Genomic DNA, 14986 nt, shown 5'->3' with positions numbered 1-14986 from the left:
GGGCCGAGGGACCCGGCCCCGCTTCACGACGGCTCAGTCCCGGTCGATGTTCTCGTGCAGCACCTTGCCGCTGCCCGCGTCGATGTCGAACGAGGTCTTGACCCACGTCGCCGGGGTGACCACGTCCACCGACCAGACCGTCGGCCCGCCGTCGGACTCGTCGAGGCCGACCGACGTGACCGTGCCCTTCTTCCGGTCCGTGGCCGTCTCGGCCGCCTTCATCGACGTCACCTTGGCCGCCGCGAGCCTGTCCGTGTTCTCCTTCTTGTCGCCCGCGTCCTGGTCGTCATCCTTCTGGGACCGCGTGACCTTGCCGGTGACGGCGTCGATCCGCACGTCGGTGCTCGTGCCGTCCGTCGCGACGACTTCCGCGTCCCACTCCGGATCGCCCTGGTCGTCGTCGCCGAGTTCGATCTCCAGGAGCTTGCTGCCGGAGACCTCCTTCTCGGCGGTCATGGCCGCCTTGTCCCAGTCGACCTTCGTCGCGGTGATCAGCTTCTTGCGCTCGGCCTGATCCTCACTCAGCCTCGGCGAGGCGGAAGCGGAAGCGGTCGCAGCCGCCTGCTCGGCCGCGCGGTCCGCCTGCTTCGTGCCCGATGAGGTGTCGTCCCCGTCGTCCGACGAGCAGGCGCTCAGCAGGGAGAGCGACGCGGCGACGGCGCACAGGACGCCGACGGCACGCCCTCGGGCGAGGCGGTTGCTCCGCTTCACGGGTGCAGAGTGCATGGGCAGGCCTTTCGGGCTGGGGGCACCGGGGAACTCTCTCGCTCCGGCGCTCGGGTCCACCCCCCACATCGAGACGTCTGCCCACCGCCGTCCCGGCGGCCCCGCACGTGACGCACGGCACGGACCCCCCGATCGTCGCAGCCCGCCCCGGCCCCGGCATCCCGGCACTGGTCCGTCCGTGTCCCCTCCGGCCGCCGCCCGTCCGGGTGAACGGAACATGTACGCGCATGGAACCCACTCCCCCTGCCGAGCCTCTACCCAGGTGAACCAACCTGAACAGAGGCGCGCTCCACCGACACCGCCGCGCCGCCTCGCAGCGGACGGAGTGAGCGCCACCATGCGGAAGAGACCTGCGATACCGCGCCCTACGCGGCCCGAAATGCGCCCTATATCCACCCCGGGCCTCGACCCCACCCGGGCCCTGGAACCCACCCCGGGCCTGGAGCCCACCTCCGGCCCCGTGCCCGCACCCGGCGCCCAGCCCGAGCCCACACCCGGCCTGCAGCCCGCACCCGGCCTCCACCACCCCACACCCAGCCCCGAGCCCACACCCGCCCTCCAGCCCACGCCCGGCGCCGAGCCCGAGCCCGCCCTCACCCCCACCGCCCCCACCCGCCGCCACCTCCTGCTCGGCGCCTCCGCCCTGGCCGCCGCCACCGCCCTCGCCTCCTGCGCGCCCCGCGCATCCGTCCCCCCGCCGCGCGCCTCCGTCCCCTCCCCCGCCTCCGGCCGCCCCGCCGCGCAGGCGGACCGCGCCCTGCTGCTCCAGGTCCTCGCCCACCCCGACGACGACCTGTACTTCATGAACCCGGACACCCAGCAGGCCCTGGCCGCCGGCACCCCGCTAGTCTGCGTCTACGTCACCGCCGGCGAGGCCGACGGCCGGAACAAGTCGGCGACCGACCGCGACCCCGCCCCCGACAAGGCCGCATACTCCGCCGCCCGCCACCAGGGCCTGCGCCAGTCCTACGCGACCCAGCTCGGCCTCCCCCTCTTCACGCCCTGGGACCAGCGCGTCCTACGTCTGCCCAGCGGCTTCCGCGCCGAGCTCGACGTCCTCGAACACCGGGGCCGCCGCGTCGAGCTGGTCCACCTGAACCTCGCCATGCACACCCCGGCGGGACACATGGGCGCCCCGTCCCTCTGGCGCGAGCCGGGCCTGCTCCTGCGCACCCTCGTCCCCGAGGGCTCCCCGCTGCGCGCCGTCCAGACGTACACCCACGACTCCGTCGTCACCGTCCTCGTAGAACTGTTCCAGCGCTACCGGCCGACCGTCGTGCACACCCTCGACCCGGACCCCGACATCCAGGTCAGCGACCGGCTCACCCGCCTCCGCGACAGCGAGCAGCCCGGCTACTCCGACCACGCCGACCACACCGCCGTCGCCTCCTTCAGCTGGGCCGCGCTGATCCGCTGGGCCCGGACCGCGCCGGGCGGCCCGCCCCCGTTCGTCGTCACCGCCTACCGCGGCTACTACAACCACCACTGGCCCAAGAACCTCCCGCCGCGCCTGCTCGACCAGAAGGCCGCCCACCTCGTCCCGTACGGCGCGGCCCCCGGCTGGTCCTGCGGCAACCCGGCCGGCTGCGGGGACTACAACGTCGGCGGCGACCGCCCTCTGACCAACCGCAAGGGCTGGGTCCGCGCCACCCACCACCGCTATCCCGGCCCGCGCCTCACCCTCGTCCGCGGCCCCGGCGGCCGCGCCACCGCGTACGGCGTCCTCGGCCTGCGCGCGGTCCGCTACGACGAGGAGCCGGGCGGCGGCTTCGCGGCGCCGGTCGACCTCGGCGGCGGCCCGCTCGCCCCGGTGCTCGGCAGCGCCACGCTCCCCGGCGGCCGCCACCTGCTCCTCGGCCTGCGGCTGGCCGAGGTCGAGGGCCTGGGCGGGCCCGACGTACGGGAGATCGTGGCCCTGGAGCCCGCCCGGCGCGGCGCCGGCGCCGGCACCTGGACCGGCCTCGGCAACCCGGAGTCCGACCCCGACCGGGGCCGCCGCATCGGCGTCCCGGTGGCTGTCACCGCCCGCGACGGCCGCGTCCACCTCTTCGTCCGCAACGCCGGGCAGGGCGTCAGCACCCGCGTCCGCGACACGTCCGGCACCTGGTCGCCCTGGAAGGACCTCGGCGGCGGCCCCGTGCAGGACGGCCTCACCGCGACCGTCGGCCCCGACGGCCGCGTCCACGTCTACGCACCGGGCCGCGACACCGTCCACCACTGGACCCCGGACGGCCCCGCCCCCCTGCCGGGCCTGCCCACCCCCGCCGACGCGATAGCCGCGGCGGACGGCCGTCTCTACTACCGTCCGCCCGCCTCCGACCGCCTCCTCTCCCCCGGCGGCCCACCCGGCGCCCCACCCGTCGACCTCCCCGGCTACGGCCCGGTGACCGCCACCGGCGACTACCTCCTCGGCCGCGCCACGGACGGCTCCGTCCGACTCCTCCACCAGGGCCGCCGCATCCACCCCGCCGGCCTCCCGGTCACCCTGGACACCCCGTCCCTGACCGCCGACGCGCACGGCCCCACGCTCGCCGGCCTCTCCCCGGACGCCCGCCCCTGGCTGTGGCGACCGGCCCAGGCGAAAGCGTGACCGTCGGTGCGCACCCTGGGGCGAAACGGTGACGAAAACCGCGTTCCTACGGCCGATCCCTGAGTGACATGCTCGCCTGAAGGTCCGTCACGGGGGCGGGCCGCAAGGGGGATTCGCATGTCGTTCGACGAGGAATGGGACCGGTTAAAGGCCGAGGCGCTGGAGCGCAGGTCGACGGGGATGCGGTTGAACCAACTGCCCGTCGACCCCGGCGGCTCCGGGCCTCCGGGCCCCGCGGCCGGCACCCTGGTCGCCAAGGCCGAGTCCATCAACGGAAATTCCAACCTGCTCATCGAGATCGCCGGCTACCTCCAGGAGGGCCGGCCCGACGCCGAGCTGACGACCATGGCCCGCGATCCGCGGGCCCACGAGGACGTCGCCTCGCAGGTGATCCGCTTCGCCTCCTTCGGGGGCGACCAGTACCTCGACGCCGTCGCCCTGTTCACCGCGCTCTCCACCCGGCTCAGGACCGCGGGCAGCGACTTCACGAAGATCGAGGACGACACGGCCCGCCGGTTCCTGGAGAAGGTCCTCCAGGGCAGCTACCTCTCCCCGGAGGCGCGATGAGCACCGGCATCAGCCACCGCGAGGACGTCGAGTTCCTGGAGGACTGCAGCCCGCCGCTCGTGGAGCGCAACGCGGCCGAGTTCCGGCGGGTGCACGCCCTGCTCACCTCGGTCGACCCCTCCGCCGAGCGTGCCGAGAAGCACACCCAGTGGAAGAGCGAGGGCAGCACCCACTACGAGGGCCGGCTCCGGGACGGCCGCAGGCTCCTCTCGGAGCTCGCCGACGGCTACGACAAGGCGGCCACCGCGCTCAGCGACTACGCGACCGCGCTCGAGGTCGCCAAGTCGTACTACTCCGACGGCAGAAGCACCGAGCAGCAGCTGGCCACCCTCATCCACACCAAGGGCACCGCCGTCACCCGCGAGGCCCAGGAGGCCGAGCCGATGCGGCAGTGGGAGGACATGCGGGCCACCACCGGCGTCGGCGACTTCTTCATGGAACTCACCATGGACGTGGACGACATCCGGGACGAGGCCAACCGGCTGCACGACTCCGCGGGCGGCGACTTCCACCTCGCGAAGACCACCGAGAAGGACGCCCGCGACCTGTGCGTGCACCGGCTCAAGCAGGCCTACGACCTGCTCCCCGAGTTCCGCACCTTCACCGACCGCACCGATCTCGCGTCCGCCGTCCCCGCCCTGCGCAGGGAGGCCGCCGAGGCGAGCAGCAATCCGATCACCCACCTCCCCGGCAGCGGGCCCAAGCAGGACTACTACCCCGTCGCCGGGGACCGGCTCGTCTCGCCGACCCTGCGCGACATCCGCCTCCAGATCGCCGGCCTGCCCGGAGCCCGCGACAACTACTGGGACCCGCCCGGCAACGACCAGGAGCGCGGCGCGTGGCTCCACGCCAACCGCGACTACATCAACGCGGCCGCCCGCAACTCCGGGCTCCCTCCGGACATGGTCGCCGGCATCGCGTGGAAGGAGGTCGCGGGACAGCCCGGCATCCTCGACGACGTCACGGACACCGTCCGCGAGCAGTTCGACTCGCCGATCAGCCCTCTCGCACCCGAGAACCTGCCGGACCGGCTGGCCGGCGACCCGGACAACACCTCGTTCGGCCCGATCGCCATCCAGGTGCGGCGCGGCGCGGAGGTCCTCGGCTACGACCCGGAGCACCTGACCGACCAGCAGCGTGCCACCGTGGAGGAGTCCCTCCAGGACCCGGGGCAGAACATCTTCATCGCCTCCGAGTACCTGGCCCAGCTGAAGGCAGAGAGCGGCTTCGCGGACGTACCGCCCGAGGAGATGACCGCGGCACAGAAGCAGGAACTGGCCGCCCGCTACAACGGCGGCCCCTACTGGGAGTCCGAGAAGGCCCAGGGATACGGGAAGGACTTCGCCGAGAACCTCGACAACGCCAGGAGGGCCCTGCGCCCATGAGCCACCCCGTCCCACAGCACCCGGACGACGCCGACCGCGGCTGTCTGCGCGTGGTGCTCGCCGTTCCGCTCGTGCTGCTGACCCTGCCGGCGGCGTACGCCTGCTGGCTGGCGCTGACGATCCGGCCGGGCTACCCGGGCGACGAGGACGCCTACCGCGGCATCGAGACGGGCTGCCTCGCCGCGGTCTTCTTCGCGGGACTGGCCGCTCTCCTGTGGCTGCTGCCGCCGGTGCGCCGGGTCCTGCGCTGGCCCTGGATCGTGCCCGCCGCGCTGCTCCTGGCGGTCGCCGTCGTGCGCTGGGTGACCGTGCCGCAGTAGATACCCGGTAGAACCCGGCAGAACCCAGTGGAGGGCATGCAAAAGGGCCCGTACGACCGAGGTCGTACGGGCCCTTTCAGAGCTCGCAGGAGCTACCAGGCGTCAAGCCCAACAGGTAAGCGAAGCTTACTTGTTGATCTTGGTGACCTGGCCGGCGCCGACGGTCCGGCCACCCTCACGGATGGCGAACTTGAGGCCCTCCTCCATGGCGACGGGCTGGATGAGCTCCACCTTCATCTCGGTGTTGTCACCCGGCATGACCATCTCGGTGCCCTCGGGGAGGGTCACGACGCCGGTCACGTCCGTCGTACGGAAGTAGAACTGCGGGCGGTAGTTGTTGAAGAACGGGGTGTGACGGCCACCCTCGTCCTTCGACAGGATGTAGGCCTGGGCCTCGAACTCGGTGTGCGGCGTGACCGAACCGGGCTTGATGATGACCTGGCCGCGCTCGACGTCCTCGCGCTTGATGCCACGGAGGAGCAGACCGACGTTCTCACCGGCCTGGCCCTCGTCGAGCAGCTTGCGGAACATCTCGATGCCGGTGACCGTGGTGGTGGTCTTCTCGGTCTTGATGCCGATGATGTCGACGGTCTCATTGACCTTGAGGACACCACGCTCGATACGACCGGTGACGACGGTGCCACGACCGGTGATCGTGAAGACGTCCTCGATCGGCATCAGGAACGGCTTGTCGACGTCGCGCTCGGGCTCCGGGATCGACTCGTCGACGGCCTTCATCAGGTCGAGGACGGTCTGGCCCCACTCCTTGTCGCCCTCAAGGGCCTTCAGAGCGGAAACCTTGACGACCGGCAGGTCGTCGCCCGGGAACTCGTACTCGGAGAGGAGCTCACGGACCTCGAGCTCGACGAGCTCCAGGATCTCCTCGTCGTCCACCATGTCGGCCTTGTTCAGGGCGACGACGATGTACGGAACGCCGACCTGGCGGGCCAGGAGCACGTGCTCCTTGGTCTGCGGCATCGGGCCGTCGGTGGCGGCGACCACGAGGATGGCGCCGTCCATCTGCGCGGCACCCGTGATCATGTTCTTGATGTAGTCCGCGTGACCGGGGCAGTCGACGTGGGCGTAGTGACGCGCCTCGGTCTGGTACTCGACGTGCGCGATCGAGATCGTGATACCGCGCTGGCGCTCCTCGGGAGCCTTGTCGATCTGGTCGAAGGCCGAGGCCTCGTTCAGGTCCGGGTACGCGTCGTGCAGCACCTTGGTAATGGCGGCCGTGAGGGTCGTCTTACCGTGGTCGATGTGACCGATGGTGCCGATGTTGACGTGCGGCTTAGTCCGCTCGAACTTCGCCTTCGCCACTGGGGTCCTCCTGGAGTGGTTCTGAACGCCTTGCTTCATCGGCGCCAGGTGATCTTTGCTGGAATGCCGGGCCCAGGGGCATCCACCCACGATTGCGGATGAATGCCCCGGCGGGCTCCGGTGTCAAGCCTACGGGGTGAACTCGGTTGAGTTACTCGCCCTTGGCCTTCGCGATGATCTCCTCGGCGACGTTCCGCGGAACCTCGGCGTAGGAGTCGAACTGCATCGAGTAGCTCGCGCGACCCGACGTCTTGCTGCGGAGGTCGCCGACGTAGCCGAACATCTCCGACAGCGGCACGAGGCCCTTGACGACGCGAGCGCCGCTGCGCTCCTCCATGGCCTGGATCTGGCCACGGCGGGAGTTGATGTCGCCGATGACCTCACCCATGTAGTCCTCGGGCGTGGTGACCTCAACGGCCATCATCGGCTCGAGCAGCACGGGCTTGGCCTTGCGCGCGGCCTCCTTGAAGGCCTGCGAACCGGCGATCTTGAAGGCGAGCTCGGAGGAGTCGACCTCGTGGTAGGCACCGTCGAGAAGCGTGACGCGGACGCCCGTCATCTCGTAGCCGGCCAGGATGCCGAACTGCATGGCCTCCTGCGCACCCGCGTCCACCGACGGGATGTACTCCCGGGGGATGCGGCCACCGGTGACCTTGTTCACGAACTCGTACGACGCGTCGCCGCTGTCGATGGGCTCGATCGCGATCTGCACCTTGGCGAACTGACCGGTACCACCGGTCTGCTTCTTGTGGGTGTAGTCCACGCGCTCGACGGCCTGACGGATCGTCTCGCGGTACGCGACCTGCGGCTTACCGACGTTGGCCTCGACCTTGAACTCACGGCGCATACGGTCGACCAGCACCTCGAGGTGCAGCTCGCCCATACCACCGATGATGGTCTGGCCGGTCTCCTCGTCCGAGTGGACCTGGAAGGAGGGGTCCTCCTCCGAGAGACGCTGGATGGCGACACCCAGCTTCTCCTGGTCACCCTTGGACTTGGGCTCGATGGCGACCTGAATGACCGGCGCCGGGAAGTCCATGGACTCCAGGATGACCGGGTTCTTGTCGTCCGACAGCGTCTCACCCGTCGTGGTCTGCTTGAGACCCATGACGGCGACGATGTCGCCCGCGCCCACCGACTCGATCTCCTCACGCTTGTTCGCGTGCATGCGGTAGATCTTGCCGATGCGCTCCTTCTTGCCCTTGACGGAGTTCAGCACGGCAGTGCCGGACTCCAGGCGGCCCGAGTAGACCCGGACGAAGGTGAGCTTGCCCAGGTGCGGGTCGCTCATGATCTTGAACGCGAGGGCGGCCAGCGGCTCTTCGTCCGACGGCTTGCGCTTGACGACGACCTCGGCGTCCTTGACGTCGTGGCCCTCGATGGCCTCGACGTCGAGCGGGGTCGGCAGGTAGCGCACGACGGCGTCGAGCAGGGGCTGAACACCCTTGTTCTTGAACGCGGTGCCACAGAACACGGGGGTGACGGTGGTGTCGCCGCCCTTGCCGGAGGCGATGGTGATGCGACGCACGGCGGCGTGCAGCTGCTCCACGGTGGGCTCGGTGCCCTCCAGGAACAGCTCCATCATCTCCTCGTCGTTCTCCGCGACGGCCTCGAGCAGCTTGCCGCGGTACTCCTCGGCAGCCTCGGTGTGCGTGGCGGGGATGTCGACGATGTCGTAGGCCTCGCCCTTGGCGGCCTCGGCCGACCAGACGAACGCCTTCATCGTGACGAGGTCGACGACACCCTGGAAGTCGGCCTCGGCACCGATGGGAAGCTGCATGACCAGCGGAGTCGCACCGAGGCGGTCGACGATCATGTCGACACAGCGGTGGAACTCGGCGCCGGTGCGGTCCAGCTTGTTGACGAAGCAGATGCGCGGCACGCCGTAACGGTCGGCCTGACGCCACACCGTCTCGGACTGCGGCTCAACGCCGGCGACACCGTCGAACACCGTCACGGCACCATCGAGAACACGCAGGGAGCGCTCCACCTCGACGGTGAAGTCGACGTGCCCAGGCGTGTCGATGATGTTGATCGTGTAGTCGTTGTCCTCGAGCGGCCAGTGACAGGTGGTGGCAGCAGACGTGATCGTGATGCCACGCTCCTGCTCCTGCTCCATCCAGTCCATCGTGGCGGCGCCGTCGTGGACCTCACCGATCTTGTACGAAACGCCGGTGTAGAACAGGATCCGCTCGGTGGTGGTCGTCTTGCCCGCGTCGATGTGGGCCATGATGCCAATGTTGCGCACCTTGGCCAGGTCAAGCGAAGTGGTAGCCATAAGGCTTCAGTCTTCTCTCGGTCTCGATGTGGGTTGCGACTACCAGCGGTAGTGCGCGAAGGCCTTGTTGGACTCGGCCATCTTGTGCGTGTCCTCGCGCTTCTTCACGGCAGCACCGAGGCCGTTGGAGGCGTCGAGCAGCTCGTTCATCAGACGCTCGGTCATCGTCTTCTCGCGACGGGCGCGGGAGTAGCCGACGAGCCAGCGGAGCGCGAGGGTGTTGGCACGACCGGGCTTGACCTCGATCGGAACCTGGTAGGTCGCGCCACCGACACGGCGGGACTTGACCTCGAGGGTCGGCTTGATGTTCTCGAGCGCGCGCTTCAGCGTGATGACCGGGTCGTTGCCCGACTTCTCACGCAGGCCCTCCATGGCGCCGTACACGATGCGCTCGGCGGTGGAGCGCTTGCCGTTCAGCAGCACCTTGTTGATGAGGGAGGTCACCAGAGGAGAACCGTAGACCGGGTCGATGATGACCGGGCGCTTCGGGGCGGGGCCCTTACGAGGCATTCTTACTTCTCCTTCTTGGCGCCGTAGCGGCTGCGGGCCTGCTTGCGGTTCTTGACACCCTGGGTGTCAAGCGAACCGCGGATGATCTTGTAACGAACACCAGGCAGGTCCTTCACACGGCCGCCGCGCACGAGCACGATGGAGTGCTCCTGCAGGTTGTGTCCCTCACCCGGAATGTAAGCAGTGACCTCGATACCGCTGGTCAGACGCACACGCGCGACCTTACGCAGGGCCGAGTTCGGCTTCTTCGGGGTGGTCGTGAACACACGCGTGCAGACACCACGACGCTGGGGCGAACCCTCGAGTGCGGGCGTCTTGTTCTTCTCGACCTTGTCCTGCCGGCCCTTCCGGACCAGCTGCTGGATCGTAGGCACTACTTCTCCGGTTTCTGTGTGCCGAGTAGTGAAGCTAACCTGGAACATCGCCGACCCACGCGGTCGGGTGTGTCGAATACTGCAGACCCCCGCCGAAGAGCGGGAAGCGGCAGATTGCGGTGGCCATGATCAGAACGAAGCGGACTGATCCGGACTCGCCGTGCGGCTGAAGACACGCACACGAGCCCAGGCACACCCCAGGCACAAGGTCTGAGCGTACCTATCTCATCAGCTGCGGTCAAAACAAATACATCTCAGCCGGGACACGCCGGGCGCATGTCACACCCAGGATCGGCGCTCTCAGGCGCCGTTGGTCGTGGCCACGACCATGAGCAGGATGAACAGCGCCCAGCCGGCGATCGACAGCCAGCCCAGCACGATCCCGGCGACCGCCATGCCGTCGCCCTGCTCACCGCGCTCCCGGATCTCCTTGCGGGCCATGTGCCCGAGGATGACCGCCGGGATCCCGGACACGCCCATCGAGAAGAACGTCGCCACCCCGCACGACATCGCGCCGATGGCCTTGCCGTTGGTCGGCGGCGGCAGATACGGGGCCGGCATGAACGTCCGCGGCACGGGCGGCGCCACCGGCACGGCCATCTGCTGCTGCGGTACGGGCCCCTGGGGCAGGTCCGCGACCAGAACGCTCAGCTCGCCCACCGTACGCGCCTGATAGGCCCGCTCGACCCGCTTCTCGTACTCCGCCTGCGGCAGCCGCCCCTCCGCGAACCCGGCGCGCAGCACGTCCACCGCGCGCTCCCGGTCGGCGTGCGCGGCCAGCATGGACGGCTGCCCCTGGTTCTGCGGCGGCCACGGCGCCGGCTGCCACGACGGATTCGACACGAGACCACTCCCCCGGAAACGGACACGCACGTCGTACGTGACCTCAATCATGCTCCAACGCGCCGCAGGGCGGCCACCCCGGGTTCCTCCGTGGTGACCGCCCTGCGGTTCAAGCAGCTGCTCGCTTACTGGTTGTACGGACCGTAGTCGTAGTCCTCCAGCGGAACGGCCTGGCCGGAGCCGGTGCCGAACGGCGAGTAGTCGATGTCGTCGTAGCCGACGGCCGAGTACATCGCGGCCTTGGCCTCCTCGGTGGGCTCCACCCGGATGTTGCGGTAGCGGGACAGACCCGTACCGGCCGGGATGAGCTTACCGATGATGACGTTCTCCTTGAGGCCGATGAGGCTGTCGGACTTGGCGTTGATCGCCGCATCCGTCAGGACTCGGGTCGTCTCCTGGAAGGAGGCGGCCGACAGCCAGGATTCCGTCGCCAGCGAGGCCTTGGTGATACCCATCAGCTGCGGACGGCCGGAGGCGGGGTGACCGCCCTCGGTGACCACACGACGGTTCTCGGTCTCGAACTTCGAGCGCTCGACGAGCTCGCCCGGCAGCAGCTCCGCGTCGCCGGACTCGATGATCGTCACGCGGCGCAGCATCTGCCGGATGATGATCTCGATGTGCTTGTCGTGGATCGACACACCCTGCGAGTTGTAGACCTTCTGGACCTCGCCGACCAGGTGGACCTGGACGGCACGCTGACCCAGGATGCGCAGCACGTCGTGCGGGTTGGTGGCACCCACGGTCAGCTTCTGGCCGACCTCGACGTGGTCGCCCTCGCCCACGAGCAGACGGGCACGCTTCGAGATCGGGAACGCCGTCTCGTCGCTGCCGTCGTCCGGGGTGACGACGAGCTTCTTGGTCTTCTCGGTCTCCTCGATGCGGACACGGCCCGCGGCCTCGGAGATCGGGGCGACACCCTTCGGCGTACGAGCCTCGAAGAGCTCGACGACACGGGGCAGACCCTGGGTGATGTCGTCACCGGCCACACCACCGGTGTGGAAGGTACGCATCGTCAGCTGGGTACCGGGCTCACCGATGGACTGGGCGGCGATGATGCCGACCGCCTCACCGATGTCGACCAGCTTGCCGGTGGCCAGCGAGCGGCCGTAGCAGAAGGCACAGGTGCCGACCGCGGACTCACAGGTCAGGACCGAGCGGGTCTTGACCTCCTCGACGCCGTTGGCGACCAGGGCGTCGATGAGCACGTCACCGAGGTCGACGTTGGCCGGCGCGATGACCTTGCCGTCCACGACGATGTCCTCGGCCAGCATGCGGGCGTACACGCTGGTCTCGACGTCGTCCGCCTTGCGCAGGATGCCGTCGGCACCCTTCTCGGCGATCCGCAGACGCAGACCACGGTCGGTGCCGCAGTCCTCCTCGCGGATGATGACGTCCTGGGAGACGTCGACCAGACGACGGGTGAGGTAACCGGAGTCGGCGGTACGAAGGGCGGTGTCAGCGAGACCCTTACGAGCACCGTGAGTCGAGATGAAGTACTCGAGCACCGACAGGCCTTCACGGAAGGAGGCCTTGATCGGGCGCGGGATCGTCTCGTTCTTGGCGTTCGACACCAGACCACGCATACCGGCGATCTGACGCATCTGCATCATGTTTCCTCGGGCACCCGAGTCAACCATCATGAAGATGGGGTTGGTCTTCGGGAAGTTCGCGTTCATCGCCTCGGCAACCTCGTTGGTCGCCTTGGTCCAGATCGCGATGAGCTCCTGAGTGCGCTCTTCCTTCGTGATGAGACCGCGCTCGTACTGCTTCTGGACCTTCTCGTCCTGCGCCTCGTAACCCGCGACGATCTCCTTCTTCGCCTCGGGAACGACGACGTCGGAGATGGCCACGGTGACACCGGAACGGGTCGCCCAGAAGAAGCCGGCCGCCTTCAGGTTGTCGAGCGTCGCCGCCACGATGACCTTGGGGTAGCGCTCGGCCAGGTCGTTGACGATCTCGGAGAGCTGCTTCTTGCCCACCGAGTAGTCGACGAACGGGTAGTCCTCGGGCAGCAGCTCGTTGAAGAGCGCGCGGCCCAGGGTCGTGCGCAGCCGGAAGCTGTCGCCCGGCTGGTACTCGGGCTCGCCCTCCTCGGCGGCCGGCGGCGTCCAGCCACGCGGCGGCATGGTGCCGACCGGGAAGCGGATGTCGACCGGCGACTGCAGCGCCAGCTCGCCGGCGTCGAACGCCATGATCGCCTCGGCGACGGACCCGAACGCACGGCCCTCGCCCTTGGTGTCACGGAGCTCACCGTCGGTGGTGAGGAAGAACAGACCCAGGACCATGTCCTGCGTCGGCATCGTCACCGGACGGCCGTCGGCGGGCTTGAGGATGTTGTTCGAGGACAGCATCAGGATGCGGGCCTCGGCCTGCGCCTCCGCGGAGAGCGGCAGGTGGACGGCCATCTGGTCACCGTCGAAGTCCGCGTTGAACGCGGTGCAGACGAGCGGGTGGATCTGGATGGCCTTGCCCTCGACCAGCTGCGGCTCGAAGGCCTGGATGCCGAGGCGGTGCAGCGTGGGCGCACGGTTCAGCAGAACCGGGTGCTCGGCGATGACCTCTTCCAGAACGTCGTACACGACCGTGCGGCCGCGCTCGACCATGCGCTTGGCGCTCTTGATGTTCTGCGCGTGGTTCAGGTCCACCAGGCGCTTCATCACGAACGGCTTGAAGAGCTCCAGCGCCATGGCCTTGGGCAGACCACACTGGTGCAGCTTCAGCTGCGGGCCGACGACGATCACGGAACGCGCGGAGTAGTCCACACGCTTACCGAGAAGGTTCTGGCGGAAACGACCCTGCTTGCCCTTGAGCATGTCGCTCAGGGACTTCAGCGGGCGGTTACCGGGACCGGTCACCGGGCGACCACGACGACCGTTGTCGAAGAGGGCGTCCACGGCCTCCTGGAGCATGCGCTTCTCGTTGTTCACGATGATCTCGGGGGCACCGAGGTCGAGAAGGCGCTTCAGGCGGTTGTTGCGGTTGATGACGCGGCGGTACAGGTCGTTCAGGTCGGAGGTCGCGAAGCGGCCACCGTCCAGCTGCACCATCGGACGCAGGTCCGGCGGGATGACCGGCACGCAGTCCAGAACCATGCCCTTGGGGCTGTTCGCGGTCTGCAGGAACGCGGAGACGACCTTGAGGCGCTTGAGCGCACGGGTCTTCTTCTGGCCCTTGCCGGTGCGGATGATCTCGCGGAGGCGCTCGGCCTCCTCCTCGAGGTCGAAGGTCTCCAGGCGCTTCTGCAGCGCCGCGGCACCCATCGAACCGTCGAAGTACGTGCCGAAGCGGTCACGGAGCTCGCGGTAGAGCAGCTCATCGCCCTCGAGGTCCTGGACCTTGAGGTTCTTGAACCGGTTCCACACCTCGTCGAGACGGTCGATCTCGCGCTGCGCACGGTCGCGCAGCTGCTTCATCTCGCGCTCGGCACCCTCGCGCACCTTGCGGCGCACGTCGGCCTTGGCACCCTCGGCCTCGAGCTCGGCCAGGTCGGTCTCGAGCTTCTTGGCGCGGTTCTCCAGGTCGGAGTCGCGGCGGTTCTCGATCTGCTGACGCTCGACCTGGACGTGCGCCTCGAGGGAGGGCAGGTCGCGGGTACGGCGCTCCTCGTCGACGTACGTGATCATGTACGCCGCGAAGTAGATGACCTTCTCGAGGTCCTTGGGAGCCAGGTCGAGCAGGTAGCCCAGCCGGCTCGGGACACCCTTGAAGTACCAGATGTGCGTGACGGGGGCGGCGAGCTCGATGTGGCCCATCCGCTCACGGCGCACCTTGGCGCGCGTGACCTCGACGCCACAGCGCTCGCAGATGATGCCCTTGAAGCGGACGCGCTTGTACTTGCCGCAGTAGCACTCCCAGTCCCGGGTAGGACCGAAGATCTTCTCGCAGAAGAGCCCGTCCTTTTCCGGCTTGAGCGTGCGGTAGTTGATCGTCTCGGGCTTCTTGACCTCGCCGTGGCTCCACTGACGGATGTCGTCCGCGGTAGCCAGGCCGATCCGGAGCTCATCGAAGAAGTTGACGTCGAGCACTATGCGTCAATCCCTCTCAAGGGTTGTAAGTCTGTGGTCTGAAACGGG

11 protein-coding genes are annotated in these 14986 nt (G+C 68.7%); 4 read left to right on the top strand and 7 right to left on the bottom strand.

All coding sequences use genetic code 11. The features are described 5' to 3' along the window. Nucleotides 1-33: 33 nt before the first annotated feature. Nucleotides 34-711 carry a PepSY domain-containing protein gene (locus tag ACIBTU_RS34965; RefSeq protein ID WP_399130721.1) on the bottom strand — a complete coding sequence of 226 codons (678 nt, stop codon included), beginning with the start codon at nucleotides 709-711 and terminating at the stop codon, nucleotides 34-36. Between the two features lie 394 nt (nucleotides 712-1105). Here ACIBTU_RS34965 and ACIBTU_RS34960 point away from each other — a divergent pair, with 394 nt between their 5' ends. The 4 genes from ACIBTU_RS34960 to ACIBTU_RS34945 all read left to right on the top strand — a co-directional run bounded on the left by ACIBTU_RS34960 (nucleotide 1106) and on the right by ACIBTU_RS34945 (nucleotide 5588). After that, nucleotides 1106-3316, top strand: a complete 2211-nt coding sequence (locus ACIBTU_RS34960) for a PIG-L family deacetylase (RefSeq protein ID WP_399130720.1) — start codon at nucleotides 1106-1108, stop codon at nucleotides 3314-3316. A 117-nt stretch (nucleotides 3317-3433) separates the two neighbouring features. After that, complete coding sequence (locus ACIBTU_RS34955; protein ID WP_399130719.1) at nucleotides 3434-3883, top strand: hypothetical protein; 450 nt, start codon at nucleotides 3434-3436, stop codon at nucleotides 3881-3883. Further along, nucleotides 3880-5268, top strand: coding sequence for a hypothetical protein (locus tag ACIBTU_RS34950; RefSeq protein ID WP_399130718.1), 1389 nt, complete (start codon nucleotides 3880-3882; stop codon nucleotides 5266-5268). The genes ACIBTU_RS34955 and ACIBTU_RS34950 overlap by 4 nt, the downstream gene beginning before the upstream one ends. Continuing rightward, on the top strand, nucleotides 5265-5588 hold the full coding sequence (locus ACIBTU_RS34945; RefSeq protein WP_399130717.1) for a hypothetical protein: 324 nt from the start codon (nucleotides 5265-5267) through the stop codon (nucleotides 5586-5588). Before ACIBTU_RS34950 ends, ACIBTU_RS34945 begins: the two co-directional genes overlap by 4 nt. A gap of 126 nt (nucleotides 5589-5714) precedes the next feature. On the opposite strand, the gene tuf is transcribed toward ACIBTU_RS34945, so the two are convergent. The 6 genes from tuf to ACIBTU_RS34915 all read right to left on the bottom strand — a co-directional run bounded on the left by tuf (nucleotide 5715) and on the right by ACIBTU_RS34915 (nucleotide 14938). After that, entirely contained in the window at nucleotides 5715-6908 is a 1194-nt protein-coding gene (gene tuf, locus ACIBTU_RS34940) for an elongation factor Tu (protein WP_399130716.1), read from the bottom strand. A 151-nt stretch (nucleotides 6909-7059) separates the two neighbouring features. Then, a complete protein-coding gene (fusA, locus tag ACIBTU_RS34935; RefSeq protein ID WP_399130715.1) occupies nucleotides 7060-9186 on the bottom strand; it encodes an elongation factor G in 2127 nt (708 codons plus the stop codon). A gap of 39 nt (nucleotides 9187-9225) precedes the next feature. Next, complete coding sequence (rpsG, locus tag ACIBTU_RS34930; RefSeq protein ID WP_116511074.1) at nucleotides 9226-9696, bottom strand: 30S ribosomal protein S7; 471 nt, start codon at nucleotides 9694-9696, stop codon at nucleotides 9226-9228. Nucleotides 9697-9698: 2 nt separating this feature from the next. Beyond that, nucleotides 9699-10070: a 30S ribosomal protein S12 gene (gene rpsL / locus ACIBTU_RS34925; RefSeq protein WP_003948652.1), complete on the bottom strand. Its 372-nt coding sequence runs from the start codon at nucleotides 10068-10070 to the stop codon at nucleotides 9699-9701. A 300-nt stretch (nucleotides 10071-10370) separates the two neighbouring features. Then, entirely contained in the window at nucleotides 10371-10853 is a 483-nt protein-coding gene (locus tag ACIBTU_RS34920) for a DUF1707 and DUF4190 domain-containing protein (RefSeq protein WP_399130742.1), read from the bottom strand. 185 nt (nucleotides 10854-11038) lie between these two features. Further along, nucleotides 11039-14938: a DNA-directed RNA polymerase subunit beta' gene (locus ACIBTU_RS34915; protein WP_399130714.1), complete on the bottom strand. Its 3900-nt coding sequence runs from the start codon at nucleotides 14936-14938 to the stop codon at nucleotides 11039-11041. Between the last annotated feature and the right edge of the window lie 48 nt (nucleotides 14939-14986).

It is taken from the genome of Streptomyces sp. NPDC050145 (assembly GCF_044460245.1).
GTDB lineage: Bacteria > Actinomycetota > Actinomycetes > Streptomycetales > Streptomycetaceae > Streptomyces.
Note: the sequence above shows the minus strand (reverse complement) of the source record. Positions and strands in the feature narration are given on the sequence as shown.

What these genes read in the sequence shown, in the direction of transcription:
- ACIBTU_RS34960 (WP_399130720.1), top strand. Translation starts at nt 1,106, where the DNA reads ATGCGCCCTATATCCACCCCGGGCCTCGACCCCACCCGGGCCCTGGAA.
- ACIBTU_RS34955 (WP_399130719.1), top strand. Translation starts at nt 3,434, where the DNA reads ATGTCGTTCGACGAGGAATGGGACCGGTTAAAGGCCGAGGCGCTGGAG.
- ACIBTU_RS34950 (WP_399130718.1), top strand. Translation starts at nt 3,880, where the DNA reads ATGAGCACCGGCATCAGCCACCGCGAGGACGTCGAGTTCCTGGAGGAC.
- ACIBTU_RS34945 (WP_399130717.1), top strand. Translation starts at nt 5,265, where the DNA reads ATGAGCCACCCCGTCCCACAGCACCCGGACGACGCCGACCGCGGCTGT.
- fusA (WP_399130715.1), bottom strand. Translation starts at nt 9,186, where the DNA reads ATGGCTACCACTTCGCTTGACCTGGCCAAGGTGCGCAACATTGGCATC.
- rpsG (WP_116511074.1), bottom strand. Translation starts at nt 9,696, where the DNA reads ATGCCTCGTAAGGGCCCCGCCCCGAAGCGCCCGGTCATCATCGACCCG.
- ACIBTU_RS34920 (WP_399130742.1), bottom strand. Translation starts at nt 10,853, where the DNA reads ATGCTGGCCGCGCACGCCGACCGGGAGCGCGCGGTGGACGTGCTGCGC.